Below are 18,612 nucleotides of genomic sequence, written 5' to 3' on the forward strand. Positions count from 1 at the left end.
GTATTTATTTCTATAGCTGATAGACAAAGTGAAATTTTATGTCAGGATTCCTAACATAAATCCACACTTATACGTTGTTATCGGTAAAATAGTGAATAGTTAAAAAACTTTCTAAAGGTGAGGTAATGTATGACGATTACAAAAGAAGGCATTAAACAAGTTATTTTGGATGAAGTTCATGAAAAGAATGTAGAATTTATTCGCCTAGAATTCACTGACATGCTTGGTGAAACGAAGAACGTAGAGCTTCCTGTTGAAGAGATCGAAAGTGTAATGAACAATGAAGCAATGTTCGACAGCTCTTCAATCGCAGGCTTTTCAGATATTCAAGAAAGTGATATGTACTTGTTCCCAGATCTTGAAACATTCAAAGTACTTCCTGAAGCGGTCGACACGGACTGCATTGCACGCTTCATTTGTGATATTCACACTCCCGACGGTGAACCGTTCGAAGGGGACCCTCGATTTATTTTAAAAAGAGCGATGAAAGAAGCGTCTGATCTTGGCTATACCGTAAACGTTGGACCTGAACCAGAATTCTTCTTATTCCAGTTGGACAAAGATGGCTATCCAATTCGCAAAATGAATGACCGCGGTGGATACTTTGATGCATCACCTAAAGACAAAGGTGACCAAGTACGACGCGATATCGTTCGCACGTTGAAGAAATATGGTTTTGAGATGGAAGCTTCTCACCATGAGGTAGCAAAAGGACAGCACGAAATCAATTTCCGTTTTGACAGTGTATTGAAAGCTGCAGACAACATCCAAACGTTCAAGAGCGTTGTAAAAGACGTTGCGACTGGACATGATTATCACGCGACATTCATGCCTAAGCCATTCGCAGGTGAGAACGGTTCTGGTATGCACTGCCACCTTTCTCTATTCAAAGATGGCGAGAGTGCATTCTTTGACGAAAACAAAGAAGACGGAATTTCTGATACGATGAAACACTTCATGGCTGGTATTCTTCACCATGCGAATGGTCTTGCGGCAATTACTAACCCGAACGTTAACTCATATAAGCGTCTTGTACCAGGCTATGAAGCACCGGTAAGTGTTGCTTGGTCTCACTCTAACCGCAGCTGTATGATCCGCGTTCCAACAACACGTGGAATGGGTACACGTTTTGAGATTCGTAATCCAGACCCTACAGCGAACCCTTACTTGACGCTAGCTGCAGTACTACATGCAGGTCTTGAAGGAATTCGTGACGAGCTTGACCCGGGTGAACCAGAGTCTCGTAACCTTTACGAAGTGTCTACAGATGATGTTCCTACACTTCCAACAAACCTAAAAGAAGCGATCAAAGCACTTAAAGAAGACCAAGTCGTAATCGACGCTCTAGGTGAGCATACGTCTAGATGCTACATCGAAGACAAAGAAAAAGAATGGATCGACTACTCCCTGAACGTAAGTCAGTGGGAAGTTGAACGTTATATGAATAAGTAAAAGTAAAATCCGCTCAAACTTTGAGCGGATTTTTTTATCCTCCGAAAGACCATATAAACATGAAAAAAAATGTGCCGATTAATGAGAAAAAACTTATGACTAATGAAAGTACAGGAACAAATTTTTTATAGAACATTTCTTTTCTAACCGCGAAGATTGAAATGATGAAGATAGGTAAACCCGCAAAGATCCCAACCTTCATCACTAGTGTGATTGCTCCAAGTGGAGCATCTTGATAGATCCCTACGACAACAGCGATCAACACACCCAAATAAAAGAAAAGAGATACTGCACAAACTCTACCTAGTACTGAAGTTGGCAACCGCATACTCCTTTCATCTACATTTACTCTTCCTTCTCTATTTGAAGTTTCACTAATTTCTCATCCAGCTTTTGACTTAGTTCTATGACTTCTTCACTTGAAAAAGTATCCGCTTCAAACGCCACTTCGTAAAGCGCCATCCGCAGCTCATGTATTTCTTCCTCCAACTTTTTCACCTACCGAACCCCTTATGTTATTTGGTTACTATCATTAGGGTAACATAAAAAATCCTTTTTCTGTTAAATTTTAGAAGAAGTACTTTTAAGATCATGTACGTATTTCACTCACTACGTCAAACTTCTCAATAAAAAAGGAAGCTGATTCTATCAGCTTCCTTTTCTAAACAGCTCTTCAACTCGCTTTATTCGTACGCATATTTGTCTTATTCTCTTTCACTTCCGCATTTGCGGCTTTAAAGAATGAGTATCCCATCATGAGGATCACGACGGAGAACGGAAATGCTGCGATGATAAGCATGTTCTGGAGTCCCTGAGTCCCCCCGAAGTAGATGATGATCGCTGCCATTGCAGAAAGACTAAGTCCCCAGAGAATCTTCACAGGTGCGGCTGGATTCAGGCTACCTGTCGTACTGAGCATCCCAAGCACAAACGTCGCAGAGTCTGCTGACGTGATAAAGAAAATCGCGATCACAAAGAGTGTGATAATCGTCATGAGCGTCCCTAGTGAATACTGCTCAAGCACGGCGAACGTCGCCGTTTCAAGAGAATAATCTGAGATCATTGCGATCCCCTGCTGCTGAAGATCGAGTGCTGATACCCCGAACACTGAGAAAAAGATGAAGCAGACGACCGATGGAACGAAGAGTACGCCAAGCATAAATTCTTTGATCGTACGGCCTCGTGAAATTCTCGCAATAAAGATTCCGACGAACGGAGACCATGAGATCCACCATGCCCAGTAGAACACCGTCCATCCTTTCACCCATGACTGACGGTCTTCGTTGTTTGGATTCATATTGAAACTCATATCGAAGAAGTTTGTAAAATAACCTCCGATCGTATTTGTAAACATGTTCATGATATAAAGCGTTGGTCCAACGATAAGCAGCATTAGAAGTAATACAAAGCCTAACCCTAAGTTGATATTACTTAAATACTTTATTCCTTTACTAATTCCAGACCATGCAGATGCGATGAAAAGAATCGTTGACACAACTAAGATCAAAAGCTGCATTCCAAAGTTACTCGGAGTACCAAAGAGAAACGCTAACCCTTCATTAATCTGAGCCGTTCCAAATCCAAGCGTTGCAGCGACTCCTACAACTGTCGCGACGACCGCAAGCGTATCGATCAACGTCCCTGCTATTCCCTCCATTCTTTTCTTCCCGAACAGCGGAATGAGCGTGGCACTGATCAATCCCGGGTACCCTTTATGGAATTTAAAGTATGCCAGCACGAGGGCAACTAACGAGTACACTGCCCACGCATGGACGCCCCAATGAAAAAATGAATACTCGAGAGATTGCTGAATGGCTTCAGGCGTTCCTTCTTGTCCGTTCGGACTACTTTTAAATGCGTGAGAAATTGGCTCAGCAGTAGTCCAAAACACCATGCCCATTCCCATGCCTGCACTAAAGAGCATCGCAAACCATGTTGCAAGCGGAAACTCGGGCTTTTCATTGTTTCCACCAAGCTTAATATTTTTAAATGGCGAAAAGATTAAGTAGATACAAAATCCTAGAATGATCATAACGATTAAGAGATAATACCATCCGAACTGTGTTGATATGTATCCTGTCACAGCTGATGTGACGCTTTCTAAATTAGATGGAGCTACTGCTCCCCATAGGACTACTAATCCACAAATCAATAATCCGTACCAAAAAACCGACGTAACGTTCTTCAATCCTTTCACCTCATCATAACGATTTGAATGCTGCTGTATAAAACCTATGCGAATAAGGTCCCTCCCCCTTATTACCCTAAAAACTGACGATGTAAGACAAAAATCGCGAAAAATTTTCTAAAGTTTTAACGCTTTGCAATATTACATAAAGACACAAAAAATTGATGATTCTTCTGACGGAAAAATGCAAGTCACTGCATCAAACCTTTCGACGATGATACTGATTAGTAGTGGCACAGTGTTAGTAGCTATAAGACTCATAGACGTTTCAGAAAATTAACTGTGGTCAGGCACGTGCCTGACCACAGTTTTCTATGATATTAAGAAAAGCCCATTGATTATAATAAGAAAGGTAAGAAGGAATAAGAGATGTTCTCTTGAATTGTAATTATGGGATGTACAACAATCTTTTCATGGGGGCTATTATGAACGGACAAGCGATTAAGAATGAAGAAGTCATTGATTTTAAAAAACTGACGCTCGTGGAAGTGGAAGGAAAGATTGAGGAGTTGCAAGTGAATAGACCTCAATCCAGTAAATTAGTAGTCGTTACTGACTCGATGTTTATAGAAGGAGAGTTTGCTAAAGAACTAGCTGAAGATATTGAAAAAGAACCAATTCTAGGCGCTGCGCTTCAAGACTATGAGCTGAACCCTGCAATTGATGTCACTGATAAGCAATTATTCAATGTTGCCGCAAATGTGTATATGAAGAACGTTACGATTACTCAAATTGGGTCTCCTGACTCAAAAATTCACCTAGAAGAGTTTGTTGTATTTTCTGACCACATTCTTGGCTATACAGTCAAATAAAACCTGGAAATCAACAGCCTTCCACAACCTGCATAAAACTTACACTACGCGTGACCTCGGTTTTGAACCGGGGTCTGTTTTTATTAGAAACGAGTTTATCTCTAGAAAAAACAAAAAAATGGACACCATCTTATAAGTGTCCATTTTTCAGGTTAGTTCAATCCCAAAACCCACCATCAGAATGAATGATCTGACCGGTTACCCACCTTGCTTCTTCACTTGTGAGAAATGAAATCAAACGCGCTGCATCCTCTGGTGTCCCGATTCGTCCCGTTGGAAACTTAGGTTTTAAAAACTCTTGCGTTGCTTGATCCATCCAACCAGAATCGGTCGGGCCAGGATCAACCGCATTCACCGTGATTTCTTCAGATGCAACCTCTGTCGCTAGTGACCTTGTAAAAGCAGAGATAGCCCCTTTTGATGTGATGTAGGCCAGGTTTCCTGCTACCGGACTTTTGTCTTGCCCAGATACTAGATTTACGATCCGTCCGCCTAACCGCGTCCCTTCTAACCGCTTCGCGAATTCCACCGTCAGCATACACGCTCCCTGAACGTTAACTTCAAAGTGTTTTGCTAGTATTTCAGCTGTTAATTCTTTATAGCTTACTTCTTCGCAGTGTGCTGCGTTGTTTACGAGAATGGTAGGTTTCCCAAGCTCTCGTTCAACGTTATCAAGTAGTTGGTCCGGCGCGTCTTTATCTGCTAGATCCAAGTTCATGTGACCAACGTTTACGCCTTTTCTTCTAAGCTCACTCGCAAATGTCTCTGCCCACTGATGATCTGCATCATCATATCCAGTCGTCTCATCAAAGGGAGTGAAATGAGTAAAAAAGACATGAACCCCTTTTGAAGCTAGCTCACGACAAATCGCGGCACCAATGCCTTTAGGACGGCTTGCCCCGGTAATAATCGCTATTCGTTCAATCATATTGTGATCTCCTTACATTCTATTGAACTGCCAAAATATGCCCAAGCTCTCCATAGTGCTGAATCCTTAGGTATTCTCCCCAAACGCGTTTTCTACCTTCCTCTGTATCCATCCAATTATCCCTTCCAACGCGTACAGCGTTATAGGTACAATCAAACGTGTACGAAGTGTACTCGATTGAACTCGGAAGTTGTTTTGCTAGCGTTCGATACTGGCGTCCTGCTGCATGACTTTTACATATGTACATAACAGATTTCGTACGGCTAAAATCGTACACTTCCTTCGCATAGATCACGTTTTCTAGTGTATTGGTCGATTTCTTTTCGTACGTGATACATTCTTTAGGCACCCCATTATCGAGAAGGTGGGAGAGTATCACGTCCGCTTCTGAAGCGACTTCATCATCCCAATCAGGGTGAGGAACGCCCGTTAAACTCTTTCCGCCTGTGACGATTATGTCTTTCGCATATCCATTGTGATAGGCTTCAATCGCTTTTTCCCAGTGTCCTGGATGTGTGCCGCTATAGATAAATAGAACATCACACCGCCGAGGCGTCTTCACTTCTCCAAATACGACCTCTTCGATTTCGTTCCATTCATGCTGCGCTAGTTCTGGCATCGTTGGTGCTTTCGGTATGACTGGCTTCAATGTCTTCGCTCCTTCTCTGGCTCCAGTTTATCGAGTAAACGTGGAAGCTCCATCAGATCATTAATCACCGCATCAGCATCCGGTGTTTCCCAATGATCATCTTTCTTCCAGACTCCCTTCATCCCGATTCGCTTTGCAGCGTGTACGTCATTCTCAGGATGATCACCGATAAATAAGCTCTCTTCCGGCAATACACCGAGCTTACTCAGTGCCCGATAAAACAAGTTCGCCTCTGGCTTCTTTAATCCTTCCCACTCAGAGATGAAAATCGCATCAAAATAACCGTGAATGCCTAGCGCTTTTATATTATCCATCTGAAACTGTCCGAATCCATTAGAAATAATCCCTAACGTAAGGTTACGAGACGTTAGCTCTTCAAGCATCGCTACGAGATTTGGAAACGGGACACAGTGATGCTTAAATTCGCTTACGTAGTCGTGTAATAGTTCCTCAGGGGTCACACCTTTCAACTTGAATTCTGAAATCATTCGTTGATACACCTTATCTTTCCAAACATAACCGCGCTGATCAAACTTGATAAACGAGTCACAATATACGTCCTTCGGAATGTGACCCACTACCTGTGGAAAGCGGTCGTATTGGTCACGAATGAATGCTTCGAGCGAAGCATCTCGATTTAATAAGGTTCCATCTAGGTCAAAAAGAACTGCCTTCATGAACGTTTCCCTCCTTCTCAATAAAAAAAGTGAAGACTACTGTCTTCACCTTATTCCCAAACATCCTTATCATCTGGCAAGATTAGTGCTGCTACCACATAGATGAGGACCATCGGGAGTCCTACTAATAAAACGGTCAACACCGCGAAAACAATTCGTAACATGCTTGCATCCATGTTCCAAACTTCACTCAGTCCACCTAACACACCTGATAATTTCCGATCTTGCGTCGATTTGTATAGCTTTTTCATACGAACATCCACCTTTCTTAATGGGTACTTGTCTATCTATACGATTCCCCCTATGAGAAGGTTTCAAAAGTTTCATTAAGAGATTCCTTTCTTAGACTGTACTGCAAAACCTGTTGTAGAGGATTCTTTCACTTCAAGAAAGATCGTAACGGTCGTGCCCTTACCAGGCTTGCTTTCAAATGACAGATGACCGTTCATCGCAGAAATGATACTATGAGTCACCATCATGCCGAGGCCCGTCCCTTTTTCTTTCGTAGTAAAAAACGGTTCACCGATGCGTGAAAGCTGTTCAGGAGTCATGCCGACACCCGTATCAGAAATCGTGATGATCACTTTGCTGCCCTTTTTAGTCGCCTGAACGGTCAATGTGCCTCCTTCAGGCATCGCCTCGATACTATTTTTTAAGATGTTCATAATACACTGCTGGAACTTTTTCTTTTCATATTCGATAATCGTTGATGGGAGTTCGATATGCGAAGTGATCGTCACATCGTTCATCGTGGCGAGTGGTTGAATGACGTTTAGACTCGTGTAGAGTTCCCTTTCAATTTCAATCACATCGTACTTCTCTGGATACGGCTTCGCAAACGTGAGATAGTCGTTGATGATATCCGTTGCTCGGTCAATTTCTTTTATCGCAAGATCCATATAGCCCTTTGTTTTTGGGTCTTTCACATCGCTGTCGATGAGCTGAAGGAAACCTCTGCTGACAGTAAGCGGATTTCTTACTTCATGAGAAATACTTGCCGCAAGATGGCTAGCGACCTTCAGCTTTTGACCTTCCATAACCGAATTCAATAAGTTAAACTGACTGATGAATACTTCATACACGAGGATGGCGACGATGATTCCAATTGACGAAGTGATATTGAAGACAACCCACACATTCGTAGGTAAACCAGTATCATAGAATGCTAAACTAAACCCTGCCGAAAACCATCCAACAACGCTATCGAGCGCCAGGGCTAATAGGAGCTTATGCTTCAGATCGAGTTTTTTAAACATAGGAGACAAGAATGAAATGATGATCGCAAGCCCACCGAAGAAGATAAGCGTCGTGATAAATCCAGAACCACCGATGGAATAGCGGAACCCAAGTGTGACGATCAGGTATCCGAACGCAACCCAATGACCACCATACAGCCCACCCAATATAAAAGGAATTCTTCTGAAATCTAGAATAAATTCATCGTTAAATACAAAGGGATACATCATACAAAAGACTATTGAAATACCGGGAAAAATAGTAAGGATCCATTTAGAGGAACGTTTCAAAAAGTTCGTATGCTGGAGAAGATAGAAAACCTGAATGATACTTAATGGGGCAAAAACCACCAGAAGGTTTAATAGCACACTCTTAGCCGTCAATATCATGGTTTCACCACACATCTAGATTTTTGTGAGTACACCACTATACATTCTGCCCCAAAAGTCCTATTCCTCTTTTACTAACGCCCGCTTCGTAAATGTTCACAAAAAGGTAAAATAGTCCTGAATCTATCTTTAGTACAATCGAATCCCAACTTATACAGCACCTTCTATTTATTCCTTAATCTGGGTGAAATCACTACGATAAGATGAGTAGAGATCTAGTTCCTTTTCCCATTTCCTAATACGCTTTTCATACTTCATCCCAATTCGAGCTGCGAGTTTTGCCGATCGATCGTTAAGAGGATCGATAAGAGAAATCACTCTCTCTGCAGTCATCTTTTCATACCAATAGTGTTTACAAGCATGTGCAGCTTCAAGTGCGATCCCCTTTCCCCATTGGCACCTCTTCAATAAATATCCTAGTTCGATCTCCATGTTGCCATCGACTTTCTGTAAAACCAGACCGCACTGTCCTAGGAATTCACCAGTGCTCTTACCTTCGACGATCCATAACCCAACACCATACTTACCATAGTTTTCGCGCGTCCATTCGATCCATTTCCTCGTCTCTTCTCGATTTTTCAAACCAGAGTAATACTTCATCACTTCAGGATCCTGAAACATTTCTAAAAGGTGATCAACATCTTCTCGGTACATTTCCCGAAGAACGAGTCGATCAGTCGTTAGGATGATCTTCTTCATACCGTCACTCTCCATCTGAGAAAGCCTTTCTCTATACTATGTGTTGAATGCAAGAAAATCATGAAGCACACAAAAAGAGGAACTTCGTATGAAGTCCCTCCCTAGATTGTAGAGAAAGTCTCAGTGTTATGATGAATTCCATTTTCAATTTACCGTTAATGGGTAAAAGGAAGAGCAGAATTCCAATATTCGTCTGTTAAACCATTGTGACGGAATGTTTTTTTGGGATTTATTCTCTTCAAGTAGGAGAGACGATCGCGGACTCCTGCGGTAGAACGGGCGGCCGAGACCGGGGTGTGGGCTTCACCTCGGGCTTGGACGTTCGTCCGCGGAAAGCATGCGATCGTCATCGACTACGGCGTTGGGAGAACCGAATATGTGCATAGGTTTCTCGACAAGCTGAGGAACTTCGTATGAAACCCCTCTTCATTGTTCTTGGATCACCCTGTACAAACCATCACGATATTTCCATCAGGATCTTCAATATTGAAGAAAGAAAAGTCATCGAAATGCACGATTTCAGAGTCAACTGTATATCCGAGTTCTTTTACATATTCATAAGCCTTTTGAATATCATCTGTATGAAAATTAAAGATCGGATGCTTTGATGGGTCAACTCTCTTCGTCTCTCCCTCAGGACCAGCATCGAGGACAACTCCTGTATGATGATCGATCTTCAAATTGTAGACGGGATCCGCCACTTCGTCTAAACTGACTTCTTGACCAAGTAACGTTGTATACCAACGCACAGAGCGTTCTAAATCAGTAACATGAACAAAAATGGTATGTACTTTGTTTGCGATCGGACTTACCATTCTATACCCCCTCCTAATCATGTGTTGAAAACACGCACTTTGGGGCTTCTACATCGTTAAAGTTGCTCTTTTAAACTATCTAAAGAAAACCCCTACCAAGACGCCTACCCTCGGCAAGCGCCTCTTTCGATTATTTGTTTTCTAGTTTCGCCGAAAAGAACCCTAGTACGGCACCGAGAAGCGCACCGCCGAGCACCTCAACAGGCTGGTGACCTAAGAGCTCTTTTAATTCTTTTTCGCGTTCTACGAATTCAAAACTTGCAAATTGACCAGAATTTGAAATCTCAGCGATATTGTCTTCGAGATCGTTCACGAGTTGTGCGATTTCCCCTGTATGACGGCGGATCCCTTGGGCATCGTACATGACGATCACACCGAATATTGCAGCCAGAGCTGTTTCCGTATGACGCGAGCCTTTGTTTGCAGCGATATACGTCGCAAGAGCGGATACCCCTGCTGAATGGGAGCTCGGCATTCCGCCCGTTGTTGCTACCTGCTTGAAATCCCAATTCCCTGTTAACTGCTTGTACGTTAAAATCTTCAATCCTTGTGCGATTGCGATCGAGGACACTGCTGTAAGGATTCCTCTATTCATTTTCTGCATCTTTTCACCCTCCACTTAAGCTAGTAATCTTTTATTCCCATTACCCTAAATAGAGCGTTTTTATTCGAGTGAATCGAGATTACTTCACATTTTCAAATTACGGCATCAAACCGCTGTTTTCATCTTCCTAGGCTTTTTGGCTTTGTATCGTTGTCCTACCATTCTGATGATAGGCGTTCCAATAATCGTAGGTAAAAACCAATAGTAGATCGTTGGCAGTTCGTTCAAAACTGGAATCTTAGAAACATTGACTACGAGCGTTGCCGTTACAATGCCAATATAAGAACCGAGCATGCCACCGATATGGAGCGTTAACCATCTCTTCGATTTTTTCTTTTTAACCGATAGAAATCCGACTAAGGCGAGACCATATGAAAACAATGCGATATAGAAAAGGTATTGACTCTCTTGCCAGTGAACGATCGCCATGAGTACGGCTGTGATGAATACGAGGACATAAGATGCATGGTAAACTTGTCCAACGTTCGTGTGCTTCCCTTTGCGCTTCTTAAACACCATCGCACCAATACCGGTGATCAAGCAGATCGTTCCTGCAAGAATATGTACAGCTAATAAAATCTCCATTAAAAACCTCCTGCGTTTTTACGCTCCCCCTCACTCTTCCGCCAATATGTTTTCATCCCGTTGTTTCGTAACGTAGCGTTCGCTGGCACTTGTTTTGTAATAAGGAACACATTCAACATATCAACGGAAGATGAGGCTGCGTTTAATAAAATCAACATCTTTATCATCGGTGTTAACAGGCCGATTAAACTTAGAACGAGCGGCAATAGAACCGATAGGATAAGAAAAGGGGCTGCCGTGACCCACAAGTATCGTGTTTTCGATAGCTTCTCTTCTGTTACCACATACCCTCCGAACCACGTTAACCCGATATACGTTTTATCTGACTTTAAAAATTGTGGTACGAATATAAGATGAAGGAGTTCATGAACGACAAGCAGAAGGAAGATGCCGATAAGGGACCCAACGTGAATACTCAGTGTTAGGGAATCCGTGCTCGAGGTGATTCCAAAATCTTTTAGCGTAAGTGAGGAAGTTACTATGATGATCCATGCACTTAGAAGTGTCGTCAGAATCATGAAAGGGATCGAGCGAAAAGTGGCACTCATCACACTCTGGGGTTCGATTAACGGCGTCCATCCTTCATTTAACAGCTTACTATGCTCACGCTCATCGACCTTTGGCAAGTTACTTTGATATTTCATTGCTACCCTTTTTAACCAGCGACTTGTTTAAAAATAGTGATGATAGAATCAAAGCTAAGCCAAGAGCTGCAAATGCAATGATGAGAGACCTCGAGCCATCTAAGAAAACGAGCGAAATCCCAACAGTTAGAAACACCAGCCCAAGAACTAAATTGATCTTCCCTAGAACAGATACTCTTCTCATATTGCTCCCCTTCCTTTTTATTCGCCACATCACTCTTTCGATTCCGCTCCCCTATTTCCTTTTTTTGGTTTTAAAAAAGACATTTCCACGTAGGAAATGCCTTACTTCACTCAGTTTACTAATCTATTTTTATCTTTCCAGAACGATTTTCGAATCACGACCTTCTGTATTTTACCTGATGCTGTTTTTGGCAGTTCGTCCATGAACGACACGCTTTTCGGGGCTTTAAAATTGGCAAGCTTTTCTCGGCAAAATGAGATCAGCTCCTCTTCTGTCAGCGTTTCGCCATCACGAAGAACGACCACTGCGTGTGGAGACTCTCCCCACTTTTCATCTGGTTTTGAAACAACGGCGACTTCCAAGATAGATGGATGTTCGTAAAGCGTCGCTTCTACTTCGATAGAAGAAATGTTTTCTCCGCCGCTAATGATCACATCTTTTTTTCGGTCCACGATTTCAATTGTTCCGCCCTCATCCACGACAGCCATGTCTCCTGTATAAAGCCACCCGTTACGGATCGTCGCATTCGTCGCTTCAGGATTTTTATAGTACCCTTCCATCACGCCGTTCGTACGCGTGATGATTTCACCGATCGCTCTTCCATCGTGTGGAACCTCATCGCCAAGTTCATCTACGACTTTTACTTTGCTTCCAATCATCGCATACCCTGCTTTTGCTTGTAGCTTATACCTTTCTTCAGATGGAAGATCGATGTCCATCGAGCGTAGTTCTGACGTCGTGATCAATGGTGAGATTTCAGTCATCCCATATACCTGGATGAATTTCCACCTCAGGTCCTCTTCAACTTTTCGAACAAAAGCAGGAGGCGGCGCAGACCCAGCGATCACCACTCGTACATCTTGATCGATCGCAGGCTTTTCTTCTTCAAACGCTTCAATGACCATGTTGAGTACGGTTGGCGCCATATGGAGAATAGAAACACCGTGTTTCTTAATTTTATCTAAAATGAGAGTCGGATCTGTTTTTCTTAGCATCACTTGCGTAGCACCGTTCGCTGTATAGTAAAAGGGGGAACCCCATCCATTCACATGAAACATAGGCAGCACGTGAAGCAGCGTATCTTGATCACTTACACGAAGATGGTGCATCGTGGATAGAGCATGAAGATAGTTCGAGCGATGGCTCAGCAGTACTCCCTTCGGATCCCCCGTCGTTCCACTCGTGTATAACAGGGATGCGATATCATTTTCATCGAGTTCCGTTCGCTCAAACGCTTCATCTGAGAAGGTACGTAGCCACGGCTCGTAAGCTCGTCCACCGTCTTGATCGTTTCCGTGAACAAACACATGCTTAAGCTCAGGCAGGAGAGGGAGTACATTTTCCACGAGAGGAAAAAGCTCTTCGTCTACAAAAAGCGCCTTACTTTCACTATGCTCCAGTATAAATTGGTAGTCAGTCTGTTTGAGTCGTGTATTCAGCGGCGTCATGACACCTCCGACTTGATACACCCCATAGAATCCTTCTAACATTTCAGTCGTATTCGGTGCAAGGTAAGCGACTTTATCACCTTTTTCGATTCCAAGTGCTTTTAGTCCACGTGAAAGCTGGTTTACACGGCTATTCAGCTCGTTGTATGTTAACACACGCTCATCATCGATAATCGCGGGCTTTTCTCCATACAGGTCGACAGCTCGATCAAGAAAATCAGTTAGCACTAATGGTACGTTCAACACATCCACTCTCCCTTTTGAGAATTTAAAGCGTTTACATACTATTCTAAATATTCAACTGTACTACATCAACCCAAAAAGAGTAAAACAGAAACTATAACAACAAAAGCGGCTCTCTAAAGAGCCGCTCGCCTTCACCTATTTTTCAATCTCATAAATTAGCGTATCGAACAAGGAATCACCCGTATATACCAGCATGGCCCACTCACCCTTTTTCGGAACGATTACAGAAGAAGGGGCGTGTGAATCCGCTCCATTGTTTTCTCCCCCTAAAGGAATCGTCCACGCACCAGCAAGAATCTGGTGAACCGTACCACTCTCACGGTGATAACCGACTACCGTTAATTCTGTATCCTCCACCCCCCATAGATGCCACATCCATTTCTGACCCTCTAAACTAGGTTGATCCATACCGATGACGCCAGTCTTATTTTCATTTCCAATCATGTTTCCATCAGCAAACGGCTCCGCTTTTCTCTCCCAATCAATTTCTTCAAAATCTTTTTCTGACACATGTTCTGGAATATTATCAGGGAGCGTCACAGCTTCTTTATTCGATGTACAGCCTGCCAACACAAAGAAGAGCGTTCCTATGATTATCATCCAATTTCTCATACTTAACCCCTCTCTACATACACTTCCATTACTACTGCTCTCATCTTCTACTACACGGCATCCAAAACCTTCCATACACATCCATTTTATTTTCTTCTTGAACTGATTTTCATTATACTTTTACTAGAACGTTTGGAGAGGGGTCAATAGAATGGAAGCCATTCTTATCGAAACACAGAAGCAGTTAGATACAGCATTTGAAATTAGAAAGAACGTTTTTATCGATGAGCAAGGAACGCCTGAAGAAGAAGAATACGATGAATTTGACAGTCTAAAAGCGGATGCCGAGCATATTCTTATTCTGGACGGCGAACATGCGGTTGGCACTGGCAGATGGCGCGTTCATGACGGGTATGGAAAACTCGAACGCATATGCATCCTTCCATCTTATCGAAAGCAAGGCATCGGCAATATGATCGTCCACAAACTTGAAGAGCTAGCTGCAAAGCAAGGGGTTACGAAGGTAAAGCTTCACGGTCAAGTTCAAGCCGAAACCTTTTACCATAAGTTAGGGTATAAAACGGTCTCTGACGTATTCATGGAAGATGGGATCCCACACATTCTCATGAAAAAAGCACTCTCTGAAACGTTTGGAACCTCGCATTCGTAGAACAAGAGAAACCTTCTTAATAGAAAGGAAGACTAAAATGAGAAGCGGAAATCCAGTATTAAAGAACGATATATTTCTCAATACGGGTGAACAAGGCGAAACGATGACACTCGGTGGTACGGTTGGAAAGACGTTTGTACTCTTTCTCTTTTTACTTGGAACGGCGGTCTACACATGGTATCGCTTTACGCAAGGGGAAGACGTCATTTTCATGATGATGATCGGAGGAATCGGAGCGCTCGTGGTCGCTCTATTCACGGTGTTCGTAAAGAAAGCAGCACCAATCACAGCACCGATCTATGCAGCGCTTGAAGGTTTTGCGATAGGCGGCATATCTGCCATTCTCGAAAACCAGTTTCCTGGAATCGTGATTCAAGCAGCAGCACTAACGTTTTCAGTTATGGGCGTCCTGTTGTTCCTTTATGCGGCAAGAATTATAAAAGTAACGAAGAACATTCGCCTGATGGTCGTCTCTGCGACGCTCGCTATTTTTGTCGTCTATCTACTCGATTTTGTACTGAACATGTTTACAACGATGACCGTGCCATACTTGCATTCAAACGGCGTGATCGGCATCGGCATCTCCGTTTTCATCGTCGCCATCGCCGCGCTTAACCTCGTGTTAGACTTTGACTTCATCGAAAGAGGTGTCGACGCTCGCGCACCTAAATACCTCGAATGGTACGGCGCGTTTGGACTCATGGTCACACTAGTATGGTTATATATCGAGATTCTAAGACTTCTACAAAAAATACGAAGATAACGAACGCCCTGCGGAATGCAGGGCGTTTCTTCTATCCTATAACATTTTGCTTTTTGTCTTTTTTCCACATGAAGAATAGGTAGATCGCCATCCCGAGCATGATCAGCATGCTGGATGTAATGATTTTTGTACTTTCCTCGAGCTCGGTAACGTTCATGATCAAGTCAGGAACAAATACGATCGCAGCAATGATGATCATGACCCAGGTTCTCGTCCAAAGTGATAAGCCGATGATAAGGAGAACGGCGACAGTTGCGGCAATGATGTTCCAAGTTGAATGAAATGTGACTGTAGGTGTCTCAACGGCAACATTTAAGAAAAGTAAAGCTAGTATGAGAACGGTTGGAACCACTCCTACGATGCCTAGAAGCGTCCACACCAGCATCTTATTTCCACTAGTAGCAATACGGCGGAACGTGACTGAAATCAATCCAATATAAAAGAGAATGATGAGTGGATAACTGATGAGCTCGAGGACAGACGCTTCGATTCCGCCGCGAACAACGTTTCCTAACACAATGAATGCAATGGCTCCAATCATGACCATCAAACTATACTTCAACACATCCTTACGATCGATCGGCATTTCTTTCGATAATTGTTTCATATAATCCTTTGGCGATTTTCCTATGATGTCACTTACATCTTTTCCTGCTTTTTCTGCTTGAAGCAAATGATCGTTGAGTTCACTAATGATACTTTCGATTTCGTCTTCGTTCTTTCCACTCGAGATCAAATAGAGTCGTAGATTCGCTAGGAACTCTTGACTTTGAACAGATAATCCCATTATCCTTCCTCCTCTAACAAGCGATCAACGCTTTTTGATAGTGACTCCCACTTCTCCTTAAATGCCGCTAATTCTTCTTCCCCTTTACGAGTTAGCGAATAATACTTTCGCTTCGGCCCACCAGAGGGTAACTGCTTTTGTGACGTTACGACGAGCCCTTCTTTTTTCATGCGTAGCAACAGAGGATAAATACTTCCTTCTCTTACCATGTTGAACCCATACTCATTCAGTTTTTCGATCATCTCATACCCGTACGTTTCGCCTTTTCCGATAATGGATAACAAGCAGCCTTCTAGTATCCCTTTTAAAATCTGACTCGAAGACATCTTCCATCTCTCCGTTTCCTGTTTCAACTATGTTGTATTACAAGATAGTTAAATAAAAAATAACTACATTGCATTGCAATGTAGTTACAGTATACCTAACATTTCCAGTAAATCAAAGACCTTTTTCAATAAATTTCCTTTAAGAGTTCAGGACGACCGAACTGAGCTTGGTGAAGCTTTTTATAGAGGCCACCTTGACGAAGAAGTTCGTCATGAGAACCTTCTTCAGAAATGCCGTCTTTCGTAACGACCATAATCCGGTCCGCATTCTTGATCGTCGCTAAGCGGTGTGCGATGACGAGTGTCGTCCTGCCAACCGTCAATTCATCCAGCGACTTTTGAATCGCTTCTTCTGTTTCCGTATCCAATGCGGAAGTCGCTTCATCCAAAATAAGAATAGGAGGGTTCTTCAGGAAGATTCTCGCGATCGCAAGCCGCTGTTTTTGTCCTCCAGACAGCTTCACACCACGCTCTCCAATAACCGTATCGAGTCCCTCTGGTTGATCAGCGATGAACTCCTCAAGCCTCGCTCGTTTCGCTGCTTCTAGAATTTCTTCATCCGATGCGCCAAGCTTTCCGTATTCAATATTTTCACGAATCGTTCCTGAAAATAAAAAGACGTCCTGCTGAACAATACCGATTTGACTGCGCAGTGATTCGAGTTTCAGATCACGAATATTCGTGCCATCGATTGTGATGTCTCCGCTATGAACTTCGTAAAAACGAGGCAGAAGACTGCAAAGCGTTGTCTTCCCGGCACCTGAAGGACCAACGAACGCCACCGTCTCCCCAGGAGAGATGTGTAAACTCACGCCTTTAAGAATCGGATTCCACGATTCATAGCCAAACCTCACATCGTGATACTCAATGTCACCTTGTAGTTCTTTATGAACAGCTTGCGGTGTATCTTCAATATCCGGAGCAGTATCCATAATTTCTGTATATCGCTTAAATCCTGCGATCCCCTTCGGATAGCTTTCAATAACCGCATTGATCTTCTGAATTGGGCCAATGAGAATATTTGCAAGAAGGATAAAGGCCACAAACTCACCGTATGTTAACTGATTTTGAATAACAAAATACGTGCCGAACAGTAGTGTCGTTAACGTCACGAGGCGCATCGTCATGTAGTTTGCCGTCACGTTTTGTGCCATGATCTTGTATGATTGCAGTTTCGTTCCTTTATAGCGATTGTTTTCTTCTAGAAATTTTTCTTGTTCATGCTTTTCATTGGCGAACGCCTGCACAACACGAATGCCACCGATGCTATCTTCGACTCTAGTATTGATTTCTGCGACGCGATGGAACATTTTACGAAACGTTCTCGTCATCTTTTTATTAAAGTAAACAGCAAGAATGATGAGGAACGGAATTACGATGAAAGAGATGACGGCAAGCTGCCAATTGATCGTGAGCATAAGAACGAACGAACCGACTAGCGTCATCAAGGCAACAAAAACATCCTCTGGTCCATGGTGGGCAACTTCTCCAATTTCCTCTAAGTCTTTCGTCAGACGTGAAATACTATGCCCTGTTTTATTCCCATCATAATAAGAGAAAGATAGCTTCTGCATGTGCGTAAATAACTTCTGTCTCATATCTGTTTCGATGTTGATTCCAAGCATGTGCCCCCAGTACGTCACGACATAGTGCAGTCCTGTATTCAACAGGTACACGAGAAGCAATCCTAGACAAGCGAACATGATGAGCGACCAATTTTGTTCAGGCAGCAACCGATCGATTACCTGATTGACTGCGAGTGGGAAGGCCAGCTCCAATATACCGACAAACACGGCACAAGAGAAATCTAAGATAAACAGCCACTTGTATGGACGGTAATAAGAAAAGAAACGTTTGAGCATGAAACCATCCCTTTGTTATCAAATTTTCGAATACTATGTAAGTGGTTTAATTGAAAACCATTATCAACTAACTATGCTAATCGATTTAGACGTAGT

The 18,612-nt window shown here is 42.9% G+C and carries 23 protein-coding genes; 4 read left to right on the forward strand and 19 right to left on the reverse strand.

Annotation, left to right across the window (positions count from 1 at the left end):
* Nucleotides 1-129: 129 nt before the first annotated feature.
* On the forward strand, nucleotides 130-1,452 hold the full coding sequence (gene glnA, locus ACXAEY_RS16690) for a type I glutamate--ammonia ligase (protein ID WP_474813525.1): 1,323 nt from the start codon (nucleotides 130-132) through the stop codon (nucleotides 1,450-1,452).
* A 34-nt stretch (nucleotides 1,453-1,486) separates the two neighbouring features.
* Here glnA and ACXAEY_RS16695 read toward each other — a convergent pair whose 3' ends face one another.
* The 3 genes from ACXAEY_RS16695 to ACXAEY_RS16705 form a co-directional block, all read right to left on the reverse strand.
* Nucleotides 1,487-1,774, reverse strand: coding sequence for a hypothetical protein (locus tag ACXAEY_RS16695; RefSeq protein WP_474813527.1), 288 nt, complete (start codon nucleotides 1,772-1,774; stop codon nucleotides 1,487-1,489).
* A gap of 23 nt (nucleotides 1,775-1,797) precedes the next feature.
* Nucleotides 1,798-1,950: an aspartyl-phosphate phosphatase Spo0E family protein gene (locus tag ACXAEY_RS16700; RefSeq protein ID WP_474813529.1), complete on the reverse strand. Its 153-nt coding sequence runs from the start codon at nucleotides 1,948-1,950 to the stop codon at nucleotides 1,798-1,800.
* 175 nt (nucleotides 1,951-2,125) lie between these two features.
* Nucleotides 2,126-3,640 (reverse strand): BCCT family transporter, encoded by a 1,515-nt coding sequence (locus ACXAEY_RS16705; RefSeq protein WP_474813532.1) that lies wholly within the window; start codon nucleotides 3,638-3,640, stop codon nucleotides 2,126-2,128.
* 425 nt (nucleotides 3,641-4,065) lie between these two features.
* On the opposite strand from ACXAEY_RS16705, the gene ACXAEY_RS16710 reads away from it, so the two are divergent.
* Entirely contained in the window at nucleotides 4,066-4,452 is a 387-nt protein-coding gene (locus tag ACXAEY_RS16710) for a hypothetical protein (protein ID WP_474813534.1), read from the forward strand.
* A 157-nt stretch (nucleotides 4,453-4,609) separates the two neighbouring features.
* Here the strand turns inward: ACXAEY_RS16710 and ACXAEY_RS16715 are convergent, their stop codons facing one another.
* The 13 genes from ACXAEY_RS16715 to ACXAEY_RS16775 all read right to left on the reverse strand — a co-directional run bounded on the left by ACXAEY_RS16715 (nucleotide 4,610) and on the right by ACXAEY_RS16775 (nucleotide 14,168).
* On the reverse strand, nucleotides 4,610-5,380 hold the full coding sequence (locus tag ACXAEY_RS16715) for an SDR family oxidoreductase (RefSeq protein WP_270180913.1): 771 nt from the start codon (nucleotides 5,378-5,380) through the stop codon (nucleotides 4,610-4,612).
* A 19-nt stretch (nucleotides 5,381-5,399) separates the two neighbouring features.
* Nucleotides 5,400-6,029 carry a YdcF family protein gene (locus ACXAEY_RS16720; RefSeq protein WP_474813537.1) on the reverse strand — a complete coding sequence of 210 codons (630 nt, stop codon included), beginning with the start codon at nucleotides 6,027-6,029 and terminating at the stop codon, nucleotides 5,400-5,402.
* Entirely contained in the window at nucleotides 6,026-6,706 is a 681-nt protein-coding gene (locus ACXAEY_RS16725) for an HAD family hydrolase (protein ID WP_474813539.1), read from the reverse strand. Before ACXAEY_RS16725 ends, ACXAEY_RS16720 begins: the two co-directional genes overlap by 4 nt.
* Nucleotides 6,707-6,756: 50 nt before the next feature.
* Nucleotides 6,757-6,957 (reverse strand): PspC domain-containing protein, encoded by a 201-nt coding sequence (locus ACXAEY_RS16730; protein WP_270180910.1) that lies wholly within the window; start codon nucleotides 6,955-6,957, stop codon nucleotides 6,757-6,759.
* Between the two features lie 75 nt (nucleotides 6,958-7,032).
* Nucleotides 7,033-8,346: an ATP-binding protein gene (locus ACXAEY_RS16735; RefSeq protein ID WP_474813541.1), complete on the reverse strand. Its 1,314-nt coding sequence runs from the start codon at nucleotides 8,344-8,346 to the stop codon at nucleotides 7,033-7,035.
* 153 nt (nucleotides 8,347-8,499) lie between these two features.
* Nucleotides 8,500-9,030, reverse strand: coding sequence for a GNAT family N-acetyltransferase (locus ACXAEY_RS16740; RefSeq protein ID WP_474813543.1), 531 nt, complete (start codon nucleotides 9,028-9,030; stop codon nucleotides 8,500-8,502).
* Between the two features lie 440 nt (nucleotides 9,031-9,470).
* On the reverse strand, nucleotides 9,471-9,845 hold the full coding sequence (locus ACXAEY_RS16745) for a VOC family protein (protein WP_474813545.1): 375 nt from the start codon (nucleotides 9,843-9,845) through the stop codon (nucleotides 9,471-9,473).
* A 130-nt stretch (nucleotides 9,846-9,975) separates the two neighbouring features.
* A complete protein-coding gene (locus ACXAEY_RS16750; protein WP_474813547.1) occupies nucleotides 9,976-10,449 on the reverse strand; it encodes a divergent PAP2 family protein in 474 nt (157 codons plus the stop codon).
* 105 nt (nucleotides 10,450-10,554) lie between these two features.
* Nucleotides 10,555-11,034: a DUF2306 domain-containing protein gene (locus tag ACXAEY_RS16755; protein WP_474813549.1), complete on the reverse strand. Its 480-nt coding sequence runs from the start codon at nucleotides 11,032-11,034 to the stop codon at nucleotides 10,555-10,557.
* Nucleotides 11,034-11,678, reverse strand: a complete 645-nt coding sequence (locus ACXAEY_RS16760) for a DUF3267 domain-containing protein (RefSeq protein WP_474813550.1) — start codon at nucleotides 11,676-11,678, stop codon at nucleotides 11,034-11,036. Before ACXAEY_RS16760 ends, ACXAEY_RS16755 begins: the two co-directional genes overlap by 1 nt.
* On the reverse strand, nucleotides 11,662-11,862 hold the full coding sequence (locus ACXAEY_RS16765) for a hypothetical protein (RefSeq protein WP_270180903.1): 201 nt from the start codon (nucleotides 11,860-11,862) through the stop codon (nucleotides 11,662-11,664). Before ACXAEY_RS16765 ends, ACXAEY_RS16760 begins: the two co-directional genes overlap by 17 nt.
* Before the next feature lie 110 nt (nucleotides 11,863-11,972).
* Entirely contained in the window at nucleotides 11,973-13,553 is a 1,581-nt protein-coding gene (locus tag ACXAEY_RS16770; RefSeq protein ID WP_474813552.1) for a long-chain-fatty-acid--CoA ligase, read from the reverse strand.
* Between the two features lie 138 nt (nucleotides 13,554-13,691).
* Nucleotides 13,692-14,168, reverse strand: a complete 477-nt coding sequence (locus ACXAEY_RS16775; RefSeq protein WP_474813554.1) for a hypothetical protein — start codon at nucleotides 14,166-14,168, stop codon at nucleotides 13,692-13,694.
* Nucleotides 14,169-14,319: 151 nt separating this feature from the next.
* On the opposite strand from ACXAEY_RS16775, the gene ACXAEY_RS16780 reads away from it, so the two are divergent.
* Together ACXAEY_RS16780 and ACXAEY_RS16785 are read left to right on the forward strand one after the other, a co-directional pair.
* The gene (locus tag ACXAEY_RS16780; protein ID WP_474813556.1) at nucleotides 14,320-14,778 is read left to right on the forward strand and encodes a GNAT family N-acetyltransferase; all 459 of its coding nucleotides are present in this window, start codon (nucleotides 14,320-14,322) and stop codon (nucleotides 14,776-14,778) included.
* Between the two features lie 37 nt (nucleotides 14,779-14,815).
* Entirely contained in the window at nucleotides 14,816-15,541 is a 726-nt protein-coding gene (locus ACXAEY_RS16785) for a Bax inhibitor-1/YccA family protein (protein ID WP_474813558.1), read from the forward strand.
* A 31-nt stretch (nucleotides 15,542-15,572) separates the two neighbouring features.
* On the opposite strand, the gene ACXAEY_RS16790 is transcribed toward ACXAEY_RS16785, so the two are convergent.
* From ACXAEY_RS16790 to ACXAEY_RS16800, 3 genes are all read right to left on the reverse strand, one after another.
* A complete protein-coding gene (locus ACXAEY_RS16790) occupies nucleotides 15,573-16,328 on the reverse strand; it encodes a DUF1129 family protein (protein WP_474813559.1) in 756 nt (251 codons plus the stop codon).
* Entirely contained in the window at nucleotides 16,328-16,654 is a 327-nt protein-coding gene (locus ACXAEY_RS16795) for a PadR family transcriptional regulator (RefSeq protein WP_474813561.1), read from the reverse strand. The genes ACXAEY_RS16790 and ACXAEY_RS16795 overlap by 1 nt, the downstream gene beginning before the upstream one ends.
* A 125-nt stretch (nucleotides 16,655-16,779) precedes the next feature.
* On the reverse strand, nucleotides 16,780-18,516 hold the full coding sequence (locus ACXAEY_RS16800) for an ABC transporter ATP-binding protein (protein WP_474813563.1): 1,737 nt from the start codon (nucleotides 18,514-18,516) through the stop codon (nucleotides 16,780-16,782).
* Between the last annotated feature and the right edge of the window lie 96 nt (nucleotides 18,517-18,612).

The sequence above is a fragment of the Anaerobacillus sp. ABA4_114 genome, from assembly GCF_056159065.1.